The sequence below is a fragment of the Sphingomonas sp. Leaf28 genome (assembly GCF_001421685.1).
Classification (GTDB): Bacteria; Pseudomonadota; Alphaproteobacteria; order Sphingomonadales; family Sphingomonadaceae; genus Sphingomonas; species Sphingomonas aurantiaca.
This window is the reverse complement of the sequence record NZ_LMKX01000011.1, coordinates 126,771-147,514: the sequence shown is the minus strand read 5'-3', so window position 1 is coordinate 147,514 and position 20,744 is coordinate 126,771. Positions and strand designations below refer to the sequence as shown.

18 protein-coding genes are annotated in these 20,744 nt (G+C 67.2%); 7 read left to right on the top strand and 11 right to left on the bottom strand.

Going from position 1 to position 20,744, the window contains the following annotated elements:
* Positions 1 to 188: 188 nt before the first annotated feature.
* Together purL and map are read right to left on the bottom strand one after the other, a co-directional pair.
* Complete coding sequence (purL, locus tag ASE79_RS18300) at positions 189 to 2,417, bottom strand: phosphoribosylformylglycinamidine synthase subunit PurL (RefSeq protein ID WP_056420113.1); 2,229 nt, start codon at positions 2,415 to 2,417, stop codon at positions 189 to 191.
* A gap of 119 nt (positions 2,418 to 2,536) precedes the next feature.
* Positions 2,537 to 3,364 carry a type I methionyl aminopeptidase gene (map, locus tag ASE79_RS18295; protein ID WP_056420109.1) on the bottom strand — a complete coding sequence of 276 codons (828 nt, stop codon included), beginning with the start codon at positions 3,362 to 3,364 and terminating at the stop codon, positions 2,537 to 2,539.
* Positions 3,365 to 3,414: 50 nt separating this feature from the next.
* Here map and ASE79_RS18290 point away from each other — a divergent pair, with 50 nt between their 5' ends.
* On the top strand, positions 3,415 to 4,173 hold the full coding sequence (locus ASE79_RS18290; protein WP_056420104.1) for a competence/damage-inducible protein A: 759 nt from the start codon (positions 3,415 to 3,417) through the stop codon (positions 4,171 to 4,173).
* A gap of 13 nt (positions 4,174 to 4,186) precedes the next feature.
* Here the strand turns inward: ASE79_RS18290 and ASE79_RS18285 are convergent, their stop codons facing one another.
* The 3 genes from ASE79_RS18285 to ASE79_RS18275 all read right to left on the bottom strand — a co-directional run bounded on the left by ASE79_RS18285 (position 4,187) and on the right by ASE79_RS18275 (position 6,031).
* A complete protein-coding gene (locus ASE79_RS18285; protein ID WP_056420101.1) occupies positions 4,187 to 4,606 on the bottom strand; it encodes an HIRAN domain-containing protein in 420 nt (139 codons plus the stop codon).
* 177 nt (positions 4,607 to 4,783) lie between these two features.
* Positions 4,784 to 5,023, bottom strand: a complete 240-nt coding sequence (locus ASE79_RS18280; protein WP_056420098.1) for a hypothetical protein — start codon at positions 5,021 to 5,023, stop codon at positions 4,784 to 4,786.
* A gap of 219 nt (positions 5,024 to 5,242) precedes the next feature.
* Positions 5,243 to 6,031 carry a metallophosphoesterase family protein gene (locus tag ASE79_RS18275; protein ID WP_056420095.1) on the bottom strand — a complete coding sequence of 263 codons (789 nt, stop codon included), beginning with the start codon at positions 6,029 to 6,031 and terminating at the stop codon, positions 5,243 to 5,245.
* 185 nt (positions 6,032 to 6,216) lie between these two features.
* On the opposite strand from ASE79_RS18275, the gene ASE79_RS18270 reads away from it, so the two are divergent.
* Positions 6,217 to 7,209, top strand: coding sequence for a M48 family metallopeptidase (locus ASE79_RS18270; RefSeq protein ID WP_056420092.1), 993 nt, complete (start codon positions 6,217 to 6,219; stop codon positions 7,207 to 7,209).
* Here the strand turns inward: ASE79_RS18270 and wecC are convergent.
* Together wecC and wecB are read right to left on the bottom strand one after the other, a co-directional pair.
* A complete protein-coding gene (gene wecC, locus ASE79_RS18265) occupies positions 7,166 to 8,476 on the bottom strand; it encodes a UDP-N-acetyl-D-mannosamine dehydrogenase (RefSeq protein ID WP_056420087.1) in 1,311 nt (436 codons plus the stop codon). The two genes, ASE79_RS18270 and wecC, sit on opposite strands and share 44 nt — an antisense overlap.
* The gene (gene wecB, locus ASE79_RS18260) at positions 8,460 to 9,647 is read right to left on the bottom strand and encodes a non-hydrolyzing UDP-N-acetylglucosamine 2-epimerase (protein ID WP_082445436.1); all 1,188 of its coding nucleotides are present in this window, start codon (positions 9,645 to 9,647) and stop codon (positions 8,460 to 8,462) included. The genes wecC and wecB overlap by 17 nt, the downstream gene beginning before the upstream one ends.
* 145 nt (positions 9,648 to 9,792) lie before the next feature.
* Between wecB and galU the strand changes: the two genes are divergently transcribed.
* Positions 9,793 to 10,665 carry a UTP--glucose-1-phosphate uridylyltransferase GalU gene (galU, locus tag ASE79_RS18255; protein ID WP_056420086.1) on the top strand — a complete coding sequence of 291 codons (873 nt, stop codon included), beginning with the start codon at positions 9,793 to 9,795 and terminating at the stop codon, positions 10,663 to 10,665.
* 167 nt (positions 10,666 to 10,832) lie between these two features.
* On the opposite strand, the gene ASE79_RS18250 is transcribed toward galU, so the two are convergent.
* The 4 genes from ASE79_RS18250 to ASE79_RS18235 all read right to left on the bottom strand — a co-directional run bounded on the left by ASE79_RS18250 (position 10,833) and on the right by ASE79_RS18235 (position 14,526).
* Positions 10,833 to 11,132 (bottom strand): hypothetical protein, encoded by a 300-nt coding sequence (locus ASE79_RS18250; RefSeq protein ID WP_056420083.1) that lies wholly within the window; start codon positions 11,130 to 11,132, stop codon positions 10,833 to 10,835.
* 207 nt (positions 11,133 to 11,339) lie between these two features.
* Positions 11,340 to 11,867 carry a molybdenum cofactor biosynthesis protein B gene (moaB, locus tag ASE79_RS18245; RefSeq protein WP_056420079.1) on the bottom strand — a complete coding sequence of 176 codons (528 nt, stop codon included), beginning with the start codon at positions 11,865 to 11,867 and terminating at the stop codon, positions 11,340 to 11,342.
* A gap of 5 nt (positions 11,868 to 11,872) precedes the next feature.
* Positions 11,873 to 13,759: a lytic transglycosylase domain-containing protein gene (locus ASE79_RS18240; RefSeq protein ID WP_056420077.1), complete on the bottom strand. Its 1,887-nt coding sequence runs from the start codon at positions 13,757 to 13,759 to the stop codon at positions 11,873 to 11,875.
* Positions 13,756 to 14,526, bottom strand: a complete 771-nt coding sequence (locus ASE79_RS18235; protein WP_056420075.1) for a uracil-DNA glycosylase — start codon at positions 14,524 to 14,526, stop codon at positions 13,756 to 13,758. The genes ASE79_RS18240 and ASE79_RS18235 overlap by 4 nt, the downstream gene beginning before the upstream one ends.
* Before the next feature lie 138 nt (positions 14,527 to 14,664).
* On the opposite strand from ASE79_RS18235, the gene ASE79_RS18230 reads away from it, so the two are divergent.
* From ASE79_RS18230 to recA, 4 genes are all read left to right on the top strand, one after another.
* Positions 14,665 to 16,326, top strand: a complete 1,662-nt coding sequence (locus ASE79_RS18230) for an electron transfer flavoprotein-ubiquinone oxidoreductase (RefSeq protein WP_056420544.1) — start codon at positions 14,665 to 14,667, stop codon at positions 16,324 to 16,326.
* A gap of 40 nt (positions 16,327 to 16,366) precedes the next feature.
* The gene (locus ASE79_RS18225; protein WP_056420070.1) at positions 16,367 to 17,752 is read left to right on the top strand and encodes a tetratricopeptide repeat protein; all 1,386 of its coding nucleotides are present in this window, start codon (positions 16,367 to 16,369) and stop codon (positions 17,750 to 17,752) included.
* A 290-nt stretch (positions 17,753 to 18,042) separates the two neighbouring features.
* A complete protein-coding gene (locus ASE79_RS18220; RefSeq protein WP_056420067.1) occupies positions 18,043 to 18,918 on the top strand; it encodes a 4-(cytidine 5'-diphospho)-2-C-methyl-D-erythritol kinase in 876 nt (291 codons plus the stop codon).
* Between the two features lie 232 nt (positions 18,919 to 19,150).
* Complete coding sequence (recA, locus tag ASE79_RS18215; protein ID WP_056420064.1) at positions 19,151 to 20,224, top strand: recombinase RecA; 1,074 nt, start codon at positions 19,151 to 19,153, stop codon at positions 20,222 to 20,224.
* The last annotated feature ends 520 nt before the right edge of the window (positions 20,225 to 20,744 follow it).

Below are 20,744 nucleotides of genomic sequence, written 5' to 3'. Positions count from 1 at the left end.
GCGCGGTTCGTGCTGGCCGTCCGCGCTCCGCAGATCCCACCACCCCGGCGAAGGCCGGGGCCCAAATGGGAAGGCTTTAGTAAGGATGGCAGCGCGAGGTTACTGCGGCCATTCCAATTGGGCCCCGGCCTTCGCCGGGGGGGCGTTTGTGTGTGGGGGGGCTCTAACTTACCCGCCCCCCGATCCCATCACGCCAGCGCGGCGTCGACCCCCATCAGCTTGGGGAAGAAGCCTTCATGCGCGGTACGAAGCGTTTCCAGCGCGATCACGTCGTCGCGGTCGGGGCGTTCGAAGATCAGGCGCTTGCCGCCGGTGCGACCGAGCGGCTCCGCCTCGACGTCGGCCGCGTGCGCCGCACCGAGGAAGTCGAGCAGCGCATGATCCTCGACGGTGACGATATAGACGCCCTGGTCCTCCGCGAAGAACGCGCGCGCGCAGTCGAACGGCTGCTTGCGGTCGATCATCGCGCCGATGTCGCCTGCGAGCGCCATCTCGGCGAGCGTCACCGCGATGCCGCCGTCCGAGACGTCGTGGACTGCGGTGAGCTGGCCGAGCGCGATCGCCTCGCGGATCAGGTCGCCCACGCGGCGTTCGGCGGCGAGATCGACGGGCGGCGGCGGGCCGGCGTCGAGCTGTTCGCGGCCATGGCATTCGCGCAGCCAGAGCGACTGGCCGAGATGCCCGCCGCGCGTGCCGACCGCGAGGATGATGTCGCCCGAGCCCTTGAACGCGATCGTCGCATTCTTCTGCCAGTCCGCCAGCAACCCGATCGCACCGATCGCGGGCGTCGGCAGGATCGCCGAGCCGCCGCCGGTGGCCTTCGATTCATTGTAGAGCGAGACGTTGCCCGACACGATCGGGAAGTCGAGCGCGATGCACGCGTCGCTCATCCCCTCGAGACAGCCGACGATCTGGCCCATGATCTCGGGGCGCTGCGGGTTGGCGAAATTGAGGCAGTTCGTCACCGCCAGCGGCAGCGCGCCGACCGCGGTGAGGTTGCGCCACGCTTCGGCGACCGCCTGCTTGCCGCCCTCGACGGGATCGGCGAAGCAATAGCGCGGCGTGCAGTCGGTGGTCATCGCCAGCGCCTTCTGCGTGCCGTGGACGCGGACGACCGCGGCATCGCCACCGGGGCGCTGCACCGTGTCGGCGCCGACCATGTGGTCATATTGCTCCCAGATCCACCGGCGCGAGGCGATGTCGGGCGAGCCCATCAGTGTCACCAGATCGGCGGCGATGTCGTTGCTGTGCGGCGCGTTTTCGAGCGGCGCGGGCTTGGGCGTCGGCACGTGCGGGCGATCGTAGAGTGGCGCCTCGTCGGCGAGCGGCCCGAGCGGAATGTCGCAGACCGTCTCGCCCTTGAACGTCAGCACCATGCGGCCGGTGTCGGTCACGCGGCCGATGACCGCGAAATCGAGCTCCCACTTCCGGAAGATGGCCTCGGCCTCGGCTTCGCGACCGGGCTTGAGGACCATGAGCATCCGCTCCTGGCTCTCGCTCAGCATCATCTCGTACGGCGTCATGCCGGTCTCGCGCTGCGGCACGTCGTCCATCGTCAGTTCGATGCCGACGCCGCCCTTCGACGCCATTTCGACCGCCGAAGAGGTGAGGCCGGCGGCGCCCATGTCCTGGATCGCGACGATGACGTCGGTCGCCATCAGTTCGAGGCAGGCCTCGATCAGCAGCTTTTCGGTGAAGGGATCGCCGACCTGGACGGTCGGGCGCTTGGCGTCCGAATCCTCGCCGAAGTCCGCGCTTGCCATCGTCGCGCCGTGGATGCCGTCGCGGCCGGTCTTGCTGCCGACATAGACGATCGGATTGCCGATGCCGCTGGCGGCCGAATAGAAGATCTTGTCCTGATCGGCGATCCCGACGGTCATCGCGTTGACCAGGATGTTGCCGTCATAGGCCGAGTGGAAGTTCACTTCGCCGCCGACGGTCGGGACGCCGACGCAATTGCCGTAGCCGCCGATGCCGTGGACGACGCCCGAAATCAGGTGGCGCATCTTGGGATGATCGGGCCGGCCGAAGCGCAGCGCGTTCAAATTGGCGATCGGCCGCGCGCCCATCGTGAAGACGTCGCGCAGGATGCCGCCGACGCCGGTCGCCGCGCCCTGATAGGGCTCGATGTACGACGGGTGGTTGTGGCTCTCCATCTTGAAGATCGCCGCCTGATTGTCGCCGATATCGACGACGCCGGCATTCTCGCCGGGGCCGCAGATGACGCGGGGGCCCTTGGTGGGCAGCTTCATCAGGTGGATCTTGCTCGATTTGTAGCTGCAATGCTCGGACCACATCACCGAGAAGATGCCGAGCTCGACGAGATTGGGCTCGCGGCCGATCGCGTGCAGGACGCGCTCATATTCTTCGGGGGACAGGCCGTGGTCGGCGACGATCTGGGGCGTGATCTCGGTCATGGGGCGGGCTTTAGCGGGGTAGGGCGCGCCCGTCACCTGTGCGCACCCCGACAAATTGCGCGCGGGGGGATTTATCGCGGCTATGGGGGGCGGGGCGATTGCCCGCGCCCCCGGCCTAATCAGCCGTACGGCGGCTGCGTGTAGCCCTTGGGGCTCAGCGTGAAAATGTCGCAGCCCGTCTCGGTGATTCCGATCGAATGTTCGAACTGCGCCGAGAGCGAGCGGTCGCGCGTCACCGCCGTCCAGCCGTCGTCGAGCAGCTTCACGTCGGGGCGGCCGATGTTGATCATCGGTTCGATCGTGAAGATCATGCCGGGGCGCAGCTCGGGGCCGGTGCCTGGCTTGCCGACATGGACGACCTCGGGCGCGTCGTGGAACAGCCGGCCGACGCCGTGGCCGCAGAAATCGCGGACCACGCCGTAGCGGTGCTTTTCGGCATGGCGCTGGATCGCGTTGGCGACGTCGCCCATGCGGTTGCCGGGCTTGGCCTGTTCGATGCCGAGCATGAGGCACTCATAGGTGACCTCAACGAGGCGGCGTGCCTTGATCGGCACGTCGCCGATCAGGTACATCCGGCTCGTGTCGCCGTGCCAGCCGTCGAGCAGGGGGGTCACGTCGACGTTGACGATATCGCCCGATTTCAACGTCTTCTCGCTCGGGATGCCGTGGCAGACGACATGGTTGATCGAGATGCAGACGCTGTGCGTGTAGCCGCGATAGCCGAGCGTCGCGGGGACGCCGCCGCCGGCGACGATGAAGTCGTAGATCAGCCGGTCGATTTCGGCGGTCGTCACGCCGGGCACCATGTGGGGGACGATCATGTCGAGCGTCTCGGCGGCGAGCTGGCCCGCCTTCATCATGCCTTCGAACGCGGCGGGGCCGTGCAGCTTGATGGCGCCGGTGCGCGCGTCGGGCTGGTCGGAGGTGACGGTTACATATTCGGTCATGACGCGCGATATAGCGTAGCGACGGCTCTTTTGCGAGGCTATGCGGGGGCATGGCACAAGAACGCATCTGGACCGCCGCGCTGACGATCATCGGTGACGAGATCCTGTCGGGCCGCACGCAGGACAAGAACGTCGCGCAGATCGCGGCGTGGCTCAACGTGCAGGGCATCCGCCTCGCCGAAGTGCGCGTCGTCGCCGACAAGACCGAGGCGATCGTCGAGGCGGTCAACACGCTGCGCGCGCGCAACGACTATCTGTTCACGACCGGCGGGATCGGGCCGACTCACGACGACATCACGGTGGATGCGATCGCCGAGGCGCTGGGCGTCGCGGTCGAGCATCATCCGCGCGCGATGGCGGTGCTGGAGGCCTATTACGCGACTCGCGGCGGGCTGACCGAGACGCGGGCGCGGATGGCGCGGGTGCCGGTCGGCGCGGACCTGATCGACAACAAGGTGTCGGGCGCGCCGGGGATCCGGATCGGCAATATCTTCATCATGGCAGGCGTGCCGCACATCACCGCGGGGATGCTCGACGCGCTGACCGGGACGCTCGAGGGCGGGCGGCCGGTGGTGTCGAAGACGATCGGCTGCTGGGTGGCGGAGAGCGAAGTCGCCGACCTGTTGCGCGATGCCGAGAAGACGCATGAGGGCGTCGCGATCGGCAGCTATCCGTTCTTTCGCGACGGGCGGACGGGCGCGAATTTCGTCGTGCGGAGTTCGGACGAGGCGCTGGTCGATCGCTGCCTGGCGGACCTGACTCGCGATCTCGAGGCGACAGGTCGGGTCGTTACCGCGCAGGGCATCTAGCGCGGCGCGGAGTTCAGGCTCCCCATTCGGGCCCTTCGGGATCGGGATAGAAGGCATCCGGATCGAAGGTCGCGGTGCGGTTGGGCGCGGGTGCTTCCGCGTCGCCCGGAGCGGGCAGGGTCGGCGCGCCGCCGCCGAAGCGGATGCGGACATAGCCCATGCTGCCGGTCAGCGCCTGGAACACCGCGACATGTTCCTCCTGCTGCATCCGCCTGCCGATGAGCGGTGCTCGCTCAGCGGAGAGATATCCGATCTGCACGCCGCGGCCACTGAAGACCGCCACGGCGTTGGCATCATGCGGGTTCTTCGGCTCGCGACGGAGATCGACCGGATCGCCCGGCACGCAGAGCATCAGCTCCATCCGCCGGTTGCTCTTGCTCTTGTCCGCGTTGGGAAAGTCGATGCCGACGACGGCGAGGGTCAGTTCGTCCATGCCGTGTCCCTAGTTTTCACCGCGCCTTGATGAACCGCGCGAGTCGCGGAGGTCGGTAACCACGAGATGCACGAGTCGCGAGCCGCAGCCCAAGGATATCCCGCCGGCGCGTGATCGACGCCAGGCAAAAAAATAGCGGCCCGAAGGCCGCTATTTCCTTCAACCAAGTCGTAAGACTTAGTTGCTGTCTGCGTTATCATCGTTGTCAGCAACGATGATGATGCCGGCAACGACTGCTGCCGCTGCCAGGATAGCGACGATGATGCCGCCGCCAGCCAGCTCGTTCTTCTGAGCCGAAACCGAACCGGTGCGAACCGACTTCGAAACCGACAGGCTGGCTGCTGGATTTGCTGCCATGGCCGGAGCAACTGCCATCGTGGCTGCTGCTGCGGTCAGGATGTACTTCCCAAGACGCATGTTGAACTCCCTTTGTGCTCGTCGCATCGCAATTGGCACGAAACCACTCGCAAGGCAACCGAGGTAACGGGTACGAAACGGAAGCGTTCCATACTGTTGCGGCAGTGCAACATGCATCTGCCGCGATCGCGTATAGAGGCTCGCGAAGCTTCGAAAAGGGGCCGTGTCGCCGCACGGCGATATATTCCTGCCAAAACGGTGGGTGTTTTCCCCAGCGGCCTAAGCCGTTGGCGCGGAACCGGGCGATCCCTTGGTCTGCACCTGCCACACTTCGCCGCCTTCCAGCCCCAGCGCGGTCAGCTTGCCGGATGCATAGGCGCCGGTATCCACGCCGATCCGGTGACCGCGATGCTCGACCTCATCGGTCATCGTATGGCCGTGGACGATCGTCTTATCGAGCTTGGCGCGGTGATCGAGGAAAGGGTCGCGAATCCACCGGAGATCCGACGATCGCTGGCGATCGAGCGGGACGTCGGGGCGGACGCCCGCGTGGACGAAGGCATAGTCGCCGATCACGATCATGTCCTCGAACGCGCTCATGAACGCGCGGTGTTCGGCGGGGACGAGGTCGGCGAGGCGGTGGACGAGTTCCTCGTAATCCAGCCGCTCATATTCGGCAGCGTCCATGCCATAGCTCAACACGGTCTCGCGCCCGCCGATCCGGCAGAACAGGCGCAGCGCCTTGGGTTCGCCGTCGAGCGCGCCAAGGAAGATTTCCTCGTGATTGCCGAGCAGGAACCTGACCGATCCGCGGGTCGCGGCCAGGTTACGCAGCCGCTCGACCACCGCGGCAGAGGCCGGACCGCGATCGACGACATCGCCGAGGAAGATCAGCGTTGTCTCGGCGGGGCCGCGCTGCGCATCGTCCGCATCGATCAGTGCGACCAATTCGTCGAGCAGCGCGACGCACCCATGGATGTCGCCGACGGCATAGACCCGCTGCCCCTCCGGCACGACCGATGTTGCGGCCTTGGCGACCGTACGCGACTTGAAAAGCTTGGAAATCATGATGCCGACAATGTGTGGAGCCCGGTATCGAACGGCAATACCGGTAAAGCGGCGCGCATACCGGCTCGTGCGGCAAGTCGCAATCTTGGCACGGCGACGCGTTGGAGGCCGCCCGCTCGGCGCACACCTGCCGCGGTGCGCACCAGAGGCATGACGCGCGCGCTGAACAGGGCTAATGCGCGGTCATGACTCTCATCGCCCGGCTGATGCCGCTTCTCCTGCTGACCGCGGCGGCGCCCGCCAAGGACGCCGCGCCCGCTCCGGCATTTTTCGAGGCGCTGCGGGCGGCGGACCTGCGGCTCGCGACGATCGCGTATCGGCTGACGACCGCGAATGCGCCCTTGTGCGACGTGCTCCAGCCGCAGATCGGCATGCCGATCCATGCGCTGACCCAATATGCGCCGGCGGCACGCGCATCGGCGGCAGCGGTCTTCGGGTTCGAGTCGCTGATCGGCGTCGAGGCGGTGGTGGCCAGCGCGCCAGCGCAGCGCGCAGGGATCGCCGCGAACGATTCGCTGGTGGCGATCGGGGATGTCGCGTTGCCGGGCACGCCGCCCGCGAACGCCCCCGAAAACGCCGCGAGCCGGGATAGCGCGGAGGCAGCGATCGCCGCGGCCCCGCTCCGCCAGCCGCTGCGCCTGACCGTGCTGCGCAAGGGGCAGCGCCAGTCGATCGCGGTGACCCCGGTTACAGGCTGCCGGTCGCGGTTCGAGATCCTGCTCGGCAGCGGTCTCGATGCCAGCGCGGACGGATCGGTGGTGCAGATCGGCGAGCGGTTCTTCGAGGGCTATACCGATGCCGAGATCGCGGTCGTCGTCTCGCACGAACTCGCGCACAACATCCTGCGCCACCGCGCGCGACTCGATGCGGCGAAGATCAACCGCGGGCTGTTGGCGGAGCTCGGGCGCAACGGCCGGCTGATCCGCGAGACCGAAGACCAGGCCGATCTGCTCGGTATCTATCTGCTGACGAATGCCGGGTACGACCCGATGTCCGCGCCGAACTTCTGGCGGAACAAGGGCGGCGCGGTCGATGGCGGACTCTTCCGCAGCCGGACGCACGCCTCGTCAAAGGCGCGCGCCGAGACGCTCGAGGCGGCCGCGCGATCGATCGCGGCCAACCCGGCGAGGCCGATCATCCCGGCTGTCGTTGCGACCCGGACCGTGCCGCTGCGCTGATCACCGGCCGCGGCTGATCGGGCCAGATCCCGCGCGTGTCGAGCACCGCCTTGTCGGCGCGCTCCTCGAGCGGGATCGATTTGAAGACGTCGTGATCGACCAGCACGACCATGATCGGGCAGGTCTCGATCGCGGTGTCGACGTCGATCAGCGTGGCGCCGGTCTCGGCAAGCGCCGCGGGCAGCGTCCTGGCATAGGGCTCGACGATCCGGACCCGGTCGCCGAACGCCTGCGCGACCGCGTGCGCGACCTTGAGCGCGGGGCTTTCGCGGAAATCGTCGATATTCGCCTTGAACGCGAGGCCGAGGCACGCGACCGGCGCGCCGGGCATCGATTCGACGAGGGCTGCCACCTGCGCGATGACATGGTCGGTCTTGCCGTCGTTGACCTCGCGCGCGGTCCGGATCAGCGGCGTCTGGTCGGGCGCGGCATGCACCAGGAACCACGGATCGACCGCGATGCAATGCCCGCCGACGCCAGGACCGGGCTGAAGGATGTTCACGCGCGGATGGCGGTTGGCGAGCCGGATCACCTCCCACACATCGACGCCCATCGTGTCGGCGATCAGCGACAATTCATTGGCGAACGCGATGTTGACGTCGCGAAACGCGTTCTCGGTCAGCTTCGTCATTTCCGCCGCGCGCGCCGTCGTCGTGACGCAGGCGCCGCGGACGAAGCGCCGGTAGAAGGTGAGTGCCTTGCGCGCGCATCGCGGCGTGATCCCGCCGATGACCCGGTCATTGTCGATCAGTTCGACCAGGATCCGGCCGGGCAGGACTCGCTCGGGGCAATAGGCGATCGCGATGTCCGCCTGCTCGCCCGCGCGGCCTGGAACCCTGATATCGGGGCGCAGCTTTGCCAGCAGATCGCGGACCTGCTCGGTCGTGCCGACCGGCGAGGTCGATTCGAGGATGATCGTATCGCCGGGCTTCAGCACGGGGGCGATCGTCGTCGCGGCGTTCAGGACATAGCCGATATCGGGCGCATGATCGTCGTCGAACGGCGTGGGGACCGCGATGACGAACACGTCCGCGGGCTCGATCGTCATCGACGCACGCAACGTACCCCGCGCGACGACGCCCGAGACGAGCCCGTCGAGATCGACCTCCTCGATATGCACGCGTCCCGAGTTGATCGTCTCCACCACCGATTCGGTCACGTCGACGCCGAGCACGCGCGCGCCGGTGCGCGCGATCACCGCGGCCGTCGGCAGCCCGATATAGCCGAGGCCCATGACGACGACGGTGAGTTCAGTCTCGGTCAGCATGCGCGGCAGTTCCTGTGGGATTCGAGGGGGCGGCTTCCGGGGTGGTCCCGGCAGCGAGGAAGTCGGTGACGATCGCGGCGATGCGCGCCGCCGCATGGCCGTCGCCGAACGGGTTGTGCGCGCGCGCCATCGCAGAATAGGCCGCCTGGTCATCGAGCAGCGTGAAGATTTCGGCAACGATTCGGTCCTCGTCGGTGCCGATCAGCCGCGCGGTGCCTGCCGCGACGCCTTCGGGCCGCTCGGTCGTCTCGCGCATCACCAGTACCGGTTTGCCGAGCGCAGGCGCCTCCTCCTGGACGCCGCCCGAATCGGTCAGCACGATATCGGCCATGCCAAGCGCGCGGACGAAATGCGGGTAATCGAGCGGCGCGATCCTGGCGACGTTGCCGCGGTCGCCCAGTATTGCGTCCATGACCGAGACAACGTTGGGATTGGGGTGGACGGGGAACACCACCGCGACGTCGTCGCGCGCGGCGATGCGGCCGATCGCGCGCGCGATCGCCGCCATCCCGTCGCCGAAATTCTCGCGTCGGTGCGTCGTGACCAGCACGATCCGCTTGCCGGCAAAGCGCGCGGCGATCGAGTCGAGCCCCGCGGCCAGCGCCGGATCTTCGGCGACCTTGGCGCTGGTCCAGTGGAGCGCGTCGATCACGGTGTTGCCGGTCACGTGGATCGTGTCGGCGGCGATGGTCTCGCGACGTAGCGCCTCTGCCGACGTCTCGGTCGGCGCGAGGTGCAATGCGGCGATCGGCGCGACGATCCGGCGGTTCACCTCCTCGGGCCAGGGATGATAGATATCGCCCGATCGCAAGCCTGCCTCGACATGCGCGACCGGGACCTTGCGGTAATAGGCGGCGAGCGCACCGGTCATCGCGGTCGCGGTATCGCCCTGGACGATGACCAGATCGGGCCGTTCGGCGTCCATCACGTCGCCCAGGCCGGTCAGCAGCCGCGCAGTCAGCCGGTCGAGCGTCTGCCCCGGCTCCATCAGATCGAGATCGATGTCGGGCGCGAGATCGGCGATCGCCAGCACCTGGTCGAGCAGCCCGCGATGCTGCGCGGTGACGCAGGTGCGTACGGTCAGGCCCGGAACCCCGGCCAGCGCGCGGATGACGGGGAAGAGTTTGATCGCTTCGGGACGCGTGCCGAATATGATGAGGATCTTGGACATGGAACCCTTGTAGCCCAACGCGTTTAATGACGCGCTAACCGGCTGCGACGTTTCGTCGATCGGGCGGCCCGATTTGCACGGACCCGTAACGACCGGTAAATACGGCATCGAAATTGACGACCTTACGACAACATTTGGAGTTCGAATGACCATCAAGCCACTGCGCAAAGCCGTGTTCCCGGTCGCTGGACTCGGCACTCGCTTCCTCCCCGCCACCAAGGCGATGCCGAAGGAGATGCTGACCGTCGTCGACAAGCCTCTGATCCAGTACGCCGTCGAGGAAGCGCTCGAGGCGGGCATCGAGCAGATCATCTTCGTGACCGGGCGCGGCAAGGGTGCGCTCGAGGATCATTTCGACATTTCCTACGAGCTCGAGGATACGATGCGCGCGCGCGGCAAGTCGCTCGACGCGATCAGCCAGATCCGGATGAAGCCGGGCTCGCCGGTCTATGTCCGCCAGCAGGAACCGCTGGGCCTCGGCCATGCTGTGTGGTGCGCGCGCGAGATCGTCGGCGACGAGCCGTTCGCGGTGCTGCTGCCCGACGAACTGATGGTCGGCCAGCCCGGCTTCATGAAGCAGATGGTCGAGGCGTATAACAAGGTCGGCGGGAACGTCATCGGTGCGCTCGAAGTCGCGGATTCGGAGACCGACAAATACGGCATCATCTCGCCGGGCGCGATTGACGGGCGCCTGACCGAGGTCACCGCGCTGATCGAAAAGCCAGCACGGGGTACTGCGCCGTCGAACCTGATGATCCCGGGGCGCTACATCCTCCAGCCCGAGGTGATGCGGATCCTCGAAACGCAGGAAAAGGGTGCGGGCGGCGAGATCCAGCTGACCGACGCGATGGCGCAGCTGATCGGCAACCAGCCGTTCCACGGCTTTACGTTCGACGGCCAGCGTTATGACTGCGGTGACAAGGCTGGATACATCCAGGCGAACCTGGCGATCGCCTTGTCGCGCGCCGATATCGGTCCGGGCGTCCGCGCCTTTGCCGAGCGACTGCTGGCGAACTGATCTGATCCTCGCCCGTCGGGGGGGCTATACTGAACGTAAAGAGCGGAAAGGGGGCACTCGTGTTTCGAGTCCTCCCTTTCCGTCGGTTTTCCTCGGGTCGGGTAAACGTGCCCGGCTATCGACGCGCGGGGCGAAACCCCCAAGGGGCTGCCCCGCCGCGTGATGCGTCATCGCTGGGCGATCGTGGCGACCGGTGCGACCGTCGCGACTGTCGCGATCGGAATGCTGGGGTCGGCGATATGTGGCTTCGGCATGTCGAGCCCGGCGGCGCTCCACTGCGCCGAGGTCTTGCAGGTCTGTTGCTGGAGGTGACTGCCGGTGACGGCGGGATCGATCGCGCAGTATTTCTGCATCTTTGCGTTGTATTTGAGCTTCGTCGTCGGTTGCGACGCGCCGGCGGCGAGGACCGGCGTGGCGGATACGAGCAGCGAGGCGGCGATGAGGCTGTTCAGGAAGAGCGAGCGCATGATGGCGTCCTTCGGATCGTTGGTGTCGCAACCCGATCGGGCTGCATGACGACCAATGCACCGAGTGTGCCAGTTTAGTAATACAGCAGCGCACCGGCGCAACGCGTTCGGATCTCGCGATATTTTCCCGAGCTTGGGTGCGGTACGAGAACGTGTACCCTGTACGTCCCGCCATCTCTTGGCGAGAAGTACAGAGCATTGGCGTTTTCAGCGCTCGAGCAGCCGCGGCATCAGTTCGACGAAATTGCAGGGGCGGTGGCGACTGTCGAGCTGGTCGCGCAGGATGCCGTCCCAGCCGTCCTTCACCGCGCCGGTCGAGCCGGGCAGCGCGAAGATATAGGTGCCGTGCGACACGCAGGCACAGGCGCGCGACTGCACGGTCGAGGTGCCGATCGTCTGGAAGCTCAGCATGCGGAAGAGTTCGCCGAAGCCGGGGATCATCTTCTCGGCGACCTGCTCGATCGCCTCGGGCGTCACGTCGCGACCCGTCACGCCGGTACCGCCGGTGGTGATGATGCAGTCGACCGCGGGATCGCCGATCCAGGCATGAAGCCGCGAGACGATCGTCTCGACATCGTCCTTCTCGATCCGGCGGTCGGCGAGGATGTGCCCCGCCTCGGTTAGCCGCGCGACCAGCGTATCGCCCGAGCGATCCTCGGCGAGCCCGCGCGTGTCCGACACCGTCAGCACGGCGATCCGTACCGGCAGGAACGTCCGGCTTTCATCGATCGGCATGGCGATCAGTCCGCGCGCGTGAGGGTTGCGGACTGCGGGCTGACGCTCGCGTTGACCGCGACCGTCGTGTGCACGGGCGACACGCTGGCGCTCGCACGCGCGTTCGGCGTCGCATTCATCCGGACCGCGGTCGCACCCGGCAGGCCGGGGAAGCGCGGCCACATGCCCTGCGCGAGCGCGTTGCGGCTGGTCGATGCCTTCTTGCCGTCCTGCGCCTCGTACATCCAGTAGTTGCGCAGCACGGTGGTGACGTAGCCGCGCGTCTCCCAATAGGGGATGCTCTCGATATATAGCAGCGGATCGCCATTATCGTGGACGATCGCGTTCCAGTCGCCGACCGGGCGCGGCCCCGCATTATACGCCGCGATCACCTTGGGCAGCAGGCCGCCGGTGACTCCCGCCATGTCGCGCAGCCGTTCGAGGTGACGCTGGCCGATATCCATGTTGGTCGACGGCTTGGTCAGCGCCTTCATGTCGATCGCGGTGCCGCGTTCGCGCGCGAAGTCGGTCGCGGCGGCGGGCATGATCTGCATGAGGCCATAGGCGCCCGCCGGACTCTTCACGGTGTTGCGGAACCGCGATTCCTCGAGCGTGTGCGCATAGACCAGCGCCTTGTCGATGTGCCAGCCGCTGTCGGGCGTCCAGTTCGGCGTCGGATAGCGCGCCTCGGCGGTCGAGGTAACGCCTTGCGGGCAGTTATGCGCGAGCCACACGGTCGTCGCTGGCAGGCTCAGTGCCTCGGCGACCCGGACCAGGTTGCCGAATTCGCGCGGGTCGCCGATCTTGGCTTGCTGGCGGATGACGGTATCGGCCAGGTCGGTCTCGCCGACCTCGACCAGTGCCGCCGCGACGCGGACGTTGGGCCGCTTGCCGACGACCTTCCAGTCGCTCGCGACCAGCCCGCCGACCGCGGTGCCCTTGTCCTTCATCGCGAGCTGCTGGCGCGCGAGCTGGCCGTAGAAGCTCTCGCCGAACTGCGCCGCGGCCTTCAGGCGCCCCTCGATCTTGTCGGGGCGCGAGCAGACCATGTCCGCGCGCGACGCCCAGTAGAGTGCGGCGGCGCGCAGGTCGACGTCGCCGGCGCGCGCTGCGACGCCTTCGAACCCGGCCTCGGCATTCGCGCAGTCATTCTGGCGCCATGCGGACAGCGCGCCGACCCAGCGGCCCTGCACCGCCCAGTCGCCGACTCCGTCCTGCGCCTTGGCGGCCATGACGCGCGCGTTCGCATCGTCGCCCTGGAGGAAATAGATCCACGCGATCTTCTGCTGCCACTCGGTCAGTGCCTCGGGGGTCAGCCCCGGCGTGCTATCGAGCAGCGACTGCGCCTCGCGCCCCATGTCCGCCTTGACGTAAGGCTGCATCTTGAGCGCGAGATCGGCGGCGATCAGGTCGCCCTGCAGGCTCTTGGCGCGGACTCGACGCGGTGCGCCGTCCTGCCAGATCAGGCGTTGCGCAGCGGGCAGGGGGGGCAGGTCGACCGCGCCGCGCGTCATCGCCAGGCGAGAGATTTGCGCGGCCTCGGGCAGTTCGGGCGCTTCGTTGAGCAGCGCGACCAGCGGCTCCATCTCGACCCGGGGCGAACCCTTGGCCGTGTACATCTCGGCGCGCGCGATCGCGTGCAGCGGGCCGGGCTTCATCGTGTCGAGCCCGATCTGCGCATCGGTCCATTTGCCGTCGCGGATCGCGGCGAAGACGGTCTTGTACGCCTCGCGCTGTCCGGCATCGAGCTGGTCCGGAATCTGTTCCAGCGTCGGCGCGCCGACCAGCTGCGGCGTGCCGAGCCGGGCATCGCCCGCGGGCTCGCCCGGCAGCGTCGCGGCGAAGGCCGGGAGGGGAAGGGCGCTGAGCCCCAGAACGAGCGCTGCCCGCGAGATCGACCGGGTCCGGATCATCGTGCGCCCTTTTGCGATATCTGTTCGCCCATCAGCATCTGCAAATCCTTCCAGGCCTCGGCCTTGGCCGCGGGCTTCTCGATCAGAAACCGCGGATGATAGCTCGCGACCACCGTCGTCACATCCGACGCGTCACCAGCCCCCGTTTGTGCGGTCTTATGGTTAAACCGGTGTAAACGCCCGCGCGCCGCCTGTAATTCCGTCCCGAGGATGGCACGGCTCGCCGCATTGCCGAGCAGCAGCAACTGCCTCGGTGCAACCAAGCCGATGTGATGCTTGGCGATTTCGGCGAGCCGATCCTCGACCTCGATCTGGATCCGCCCCGCCGTCGGCCGCTTCGCGCACACCGCCGCAACGTGCACGGCGTCGCGCGCGAGGCCGATCGCCGCGAGCATCCGGTCGAGCAATCGACCCGACCCCCCGCTCAGCAACGCACCGGCATCGCCGTCGTCCCGGTCGGGACAATCGACAAGCACCATGACCGTAGCGTCAGCCGGCCCGCTGGCGGAGAGCGAAATCCCGCTCCAGCTCGCCTCGGGAACCTCTGCCCCGCCCCGCCAGTTGAGGAAGTCTGCCAGCACAAGCGGCATTGTGGATGGCGATACGGCCGGCGCAACAGGTGTCGCGGGTGCGACGACAAGCGGCTCAGGCGCCGCGAACCAGTCGCGGGGGACATCGTCGACCAGCGTGTCGACGCCAGCCTCGTGCCACCATTCGAGCGCGCTCGCCGCGGCATTTCGCCAATCGATGGTTTGGTCCGCCCCCACAGGGTAACCTATGCTGCACGGTTGACGTGGCGGTCAACTCGCGCAATCGCCATATTGGACAAGACGGTGCCAGCCCGAGCCCGAACGAGGGGGGGTCCGTGAAGCTGGGCAAAGAGGGGATATCCCCGGGAGACGATGATGACGACACGTGAATCGATGCCCTATGATGTGGTGATCGTCGGCGCAGGCCCGGCCGGTCTTTCGGCAGCGATCCGTCTCAAACAAATGGCGGCGGAGAAGGACGCGGAGATCAGCGTCTGCGTGCTCGAAAAGGGCTCCGAGGTCGGTGCGCACATCCTGTCGGGCGCGGTCATCGATCCCAAGAGCCTCGACGAACTGCTGCCCAACTGGCGCGAGGATGGCTGTCCGCTGGCGGAAGTGCCGGTGACCGAGAACCATCACTGGATCCTCAGCAAGACGAAGAAGAGCGAGATGCCGCACTTCGTCACGCCGTCGTTCATGCACAACAAGGGCACCTATACCGGCAGCCTCGGCAATCTGTGCCGCTGGATGGCGGGCAAGGCGGAGGAACTCGGCGTCGAGATCTTCCCCGGCTTCGCCGCCGCCGAAATCCTGTTCAACGACGATGGCTCGGTCAAGGGCGTCGCAACCGGCGACATGGGCGTCGCGCGCGACGGCACGCACAAGGGCGATTACACGCCGGGGCTCGAACTCCACGCGAAGTACACCTTCTTCTCGGAAGGCTGCCGTGGGCACCTGACCAAGCAACTGATCGCCAAGTTCGATCTCGCCAAGGACAGCGATCCGCAGGTCTACGGCCTCGGCATCAAGGAGCTGTGGGACATCGATCCCGCGCTCCATTCGCCCGGCCGCGTCATCCACACGCAGGGCTGGCCGCTGACCGAGACCGACGGCTCGAACGGCGGCGGCTGGATCTATCACCAGGCGAACGGTCAGGTCTCGATCGGGTTCGTGACGTGGCTCAACTACACCAACCCGCATCTCTCGCCGTTCCACGAGATGCAGCGCTGGAAGACGCACCCCGAGATCGCCGCGCTGCTCAAGGGCGCCAAGCGAGTGAGCTACGGCGCGCGCGCGATCAGCGATGGCGGGTTGCAGTCGATCCCCAAGCTCGTGATGCCCGGCGCCGCGCTGATCGGCGATAGCGCCGGTTTCCTCAACGTGCCGCGGATCAAGGGTACGCACACCGCGATGAAGTCGGGCATGATGGCCGCCGAGGCTGCGGTCGAGGCGATCGTCTCGCAGCGCGGCCATGACGAGCTCGCCGCCTATCCAGAGGCGTTCGAACGGTCGTGGGTCAAGAAGGAGCTGTCGGTCGTCCGCAACGTCGTGCCGCTGGTCAAGAAGTTCGGCGACCTGGTCGGGTCGGGGCTTGCCGGCGTGACGATGTGGCTCGAGCATCTGGGGATCAAGGTTCCCTTCACGATGCACCATCATCCCGACCATGAAAGCCTGTGGCGCAAGGATCTGGTCAAGCCGATCGACTATCCCAAGGCCGACGGCGTCCTCACCTTCGATCGCCTCTCGTCGGTGTTCATCTCGAACACCAACCATGAGGAGGACCAGCCGGTCCACCTGACGCTCAAGGATCCGGCGGTACCGATCACCTACAACCTGCCGATGTACGACGAGCCCGCGCAACGCTATTGCCCGGCCGGCGTTTACGAGGTCGTCGGCGTCGAAGAAGGCGATCCGAAGTTCGTCATCAACGCGCAGAACTGCGTCCACTGCAAGACCTGCGACATCAAGGACCCCACCCAGAATATCAACTGGGTCGTACCCGAGGGCGGCGGAGGCCCCAATTATCCCAACATGTAAGCCCCTGCGTCTGCCTCTCCTCCTCCTGCTCGGTCTCGCCGTGGCGGCACCCGCCGCGGCCGAGACGGGGGATCTCTCCGCCTATCTGAAGGCCCGCGCCGCCGATGCCGCGGGCCGGCCCGATCTTGCCGCCGCCAGCTATGCGAAGGTGCTGGCGGCGGCGCCCGACGATCCGGTCGTCGCGATCCGCGCGTACCGCGAGGCGCTCGAGGCGGGCGACATGCCGCTCGCCGCGCGCGCCGCCGCCGTCCTGAACCGGGCAGGCGTCGCCCCTGCGGATGCCGCGCTCCTCCCGTTGGCCGACGCCGCGCGCGCGGGGGATGCCAAGGCTGCCAACGCCGCGATCGCGACGCTTTCCACCGGGCCGCTTGTGGTTCTCGCACCGTCGCTCTACGCCTGGGTCGCGCATGCCGAGGGTCGCGATCCCGAACCGTCGCTCGCCACCGCCGCCAAGGACCCCGTCGCCAACCGCTTCGCCACCGAGGCGCGTACGCTGATCGCCGCCGCACCGCGCCGCCAGCCGCTTGCGATCGGCGTCTCGCGGCTGCTCGCCCGGCTCGCCAGCGATCTTGCGGCGGGCGAGCCCTCGCCGCTGTCGATCGCGCTGACGCAGGCGGCATTGCGCGCGGACTCCCGCTACGACAGTGCGCGGCTCCTGCTCGCCGACGCGCTCGCCCGTAACAGGATCGTCGATCGCGCGCTCACCGTCCTCGACGAGGTCGATCCGAAGGGCGCGTTCGCCGCCGCCGCCGCTGCCGAGCGGGTCGAGATCCTCGCCAATGCCGACCGCGACGGCGAGGCGCTGGCCGCCGCCAAGAACCGGGTCGACCAGGCGGACGCCGAACCCGCCGACTGGCAGCGCTATGCCGACTTGCTTCTGACCACCGGCAACCCCGCCGAAGCCGCGACCTGGTATCGCCGCATCATCACCGCGGACGGGGCGAATGGCGGCAGCTGGGGCTTATGGCTGCAATATGGCGGTGCGCTCGACCAGGCGGGGCGCTGGCCCGAGGCGCGCGACGCGCTCGAAAAGGCGGTCGCGCGGGGTCCTGCACAACCGCTTGCGCTCAATTATCTTGGTTTTGCGCAGGTCGAGCATGGCGATGACATCCCCGCCTCGATCCGGCTGCTGGAACGCGCCAGCCGCCTCGATCCGGCCAATGCGTCGATCACCGACTCGCTGGGTTGGGCTTACCATCTCGCGGGCGACACCGCGCGTGCGCTCCCGCTGCTCGAACGCGCAGGGCAGGGCGATCCCGCCAACGCCGAGATCGGCGATCACCTCGGCGATGCCTATTGGACGGTCGGCCGCCAATATGAGGCTCGCTACGCCTGGCGCGCCGCGCTGCTGACCGCCGAACCGAGCGACACTGCCCGCCTCACCGCCAAGATCGCCAATGGCCTCCCGCCGAAAGCTCGTCGCTGACTCGTTTTCCTACGGGGGGAGCGGGCTCGCACGGCTTCCGTGGGGAGGGCGATGCCGACGGCGGCAATGAGCGTAACGCCGCGCGCACCTGGCCCGCACAGGGCGAAGCGTGCGCAACGCCCCCTCCGTCATCCTGACGAAAGTCAGGACCCAGAGTAACGACCGATACCCTGCCTGGCTCTGGATCCTGACTTTCGTCAGGATGACGGACGCTAGAAGCAGAGCGGAACGTTGCCAGTGCCCCTCCATCCGCTAAGCCAAGCCCAACCCGCCAAACCCCGAGACCCACGATGCCCGCCACCACCGAATCCGCCCCGGCAAAGATCAACCTGGCGCTCCACGTCCGCCGTCGCCGCGAAGACGGCTATCACGATCTCGAAACGCTGTTCGCCTTCGCCACCGACGGCGACATCGTCACCGTCGAACCGGCCGCCGCGAACCGCTTCACCATCACCGGCCCCTTCGCGGATGCGCTGCTCCCCGCCCCAAAACACACCGCCACCCCGGCCTCCGCCGGGGTGGCGGCATGGAGTGGCAACCTCGTCACCGCCGCCGCCGACGCCTTCACCGCCGCATTCGCCCCGAACGCTCGTCACGCGATAACGCTGGAAAAGCACCTGCCCATCGCCTCGGGCATCGGCGGAGGCTCGGCCGACGCCGCCGCCACGCTTCGCGCGCTCGCTCGCCTCCACGGCGTCGCCGCGACCGATCCCCGCCTCCACGCCATCGCCGCAACGCTTGGCGCGGACGTCCCGGCATGCCTCGCCAACCGCACCACGCTCGGCACCGGCAAGGGCGATACGCTGACAAACCTCGAAGGCCTGTCCGGCACGCCGCTCCTCCTCGTAAACCCCGGCGTCGCGGTCTCCACCGCCGCGGTCTTCAAGGCCTGGGACGGCCAGGATCGCGGCCCGATCCCCGAAGGCGACCTTCTCACGCGCGCAACCGCCGGCCGCAACGATCTGGAGCCCCCCGCGCTGGCGTTGGCGCCCATCATCGCCGACGTCCGCACGTTGCTCGACGCGGCGCCCGACGTCCTGCTGTCCAGAATGTCCGGTTCCGGCGCCACCTGCTTTGCCCTCTTCCAGACCGCCGAAGCCAGAGACTCGGCTGCAACCGCGGCGCAAGCCTGCGGCTGGTGGACCCTCGCAACGACGCTCGCCTGAACGGACGCCCCCACCACCACCTGCCGTCATCCTGACGAAAGTCAGGACCCAGAGCCAAAACCGACTACGCTGGCCACTACCAAGCGCGCGCCTGAACGACCCATTCTCGACCAGACTCTGCCTTTTTCGCCCAAACCCGATGTTCCGTACTTGTTCCATGAGAACAAAGAGAATACATGGCGTTTGACGCGTTGAATGGCACGCGCGCTTGCTTTAGCGATGGAGCTTATCAATGGCCGCTAATCTGAAAGTGATCGACACCGGCATGGCAACCGCAACCAACGACCGGCAAAAGGCGCTGGACGCCGCGCTCGCGCAGATCGACCGCGCGTTCGGCAAGGGCTCGGCGATGCGCCTGGGCTCCAAGGAAACGATGCAGGTCGAGGTCATCTCGACCGGCTCGCTCGGGCTCGACATCGCGCTCGGCGTCGGCGGCCTGCCGCGCGGCCGCGTGATCGAGATTTACGGCCCGGAAAGCTCGGGCAAGACTACGCTCGCGCTCCACGTGATCGCCGAAGCGCAGAAGAACGGCGGCACCGCCGCGTTCGTCGATGCCGAGCATGCGCTCGACCCGGTCTATGCCAGGAAGCTCGGCGTCAACATCGACGAGCTGATCGTGTCGCAGCCCGACACCGGCGAGCAGGCGCTCGAGATCGTCGACACGCTGGTACGCTCGAACGCGATCGATGTGCTCGTGGTCGACTCGGTCGCGGCACTCGTGCCGCGCGCGGAAATCGAGGGCGAGATGGGCGACAGCCATGTTGGCCTCCAGGCGCGCCTGATGTCACAGTCGCTGCGCAAGCTCACCGGCTCGATCAGCCGCTCGCGCTGCATGGTGATCTTCATCAACCAGCTGCGCATGAAGATCGGCGTGATGTACGGCAATCCGGAGACGACGACGGGCGGCAACGCGCTGAAGTTCTACGCCTCGGTCCGTCTCGACATCCGCCGCATCGGCGCGGTCAAGGCCGGCGAAGAGGTCACGGGCAACCAGACGCGCGTGAAGGTCGTCAAGAACAAGGTCGCGCCGCCGTTCAAGCAGGTCGAATTCGACATTATGTACGGGCAGGGCGTATCGAAGCTCGGCGAGATCCTCGATCTCGGCGTGAAGGCGGGCCTCGTCGAGAAGTCGGGTGCCTGGTTCAGCTACGACAGCGTCCGTCTCGGCCAGGGTCGCGAGAATTCGAAGACCTTCCTCAAGGACAACCCCGAAACCGCCGACCGCCTCGAAAAGCAGATCCGTGCACGCACCGACAAGGTCGCCGAGGAAATGATGGTAGGCCCCGGCGCCGAAGACGACGCATAACACGAACGCTCCCCCGTCAAGCTAGAGCCGGACTGCTTGACCCTCTCCCCTCGGGGGAGAGGGAGGGGCCCATTGCCCTTGCAATGGGAGGGTGAGGGCACGCGAGGAAACGCGTCGCCCCCAAGCCCACACCACCCCGGCGAACGCCGCGGCCAGTTGGGAAGCCCGCTCATGTCGAGTGCCACGACGACGCAAGCCCGCACCACCCCGGCGAAGGCCGGGGCCCAGTTGGGAAGGCCTCACAAACCGAGCGCTCGGACAACCCAAACCCATACCATCCCGGCGAACGCCGGAGCCAGTTGGGAAGGCCGCTCATGTCGAGTGCCACGACAATCCAAACCCACGCCCCCCGGCGAAGGCCGGGGCCCAATTGGGATGTCTTCTCAACTCAGGTGCTACGACGCGCCCGCGCCAATGGTCTCCCGCGAAGGCGGGAGCCCAGGCTGGATCCCCGCCTTCGCGGGGAAACACGGATACGCAATCTACCGCGTCCACGAAAAATCCCTCGACGCAAAACCCG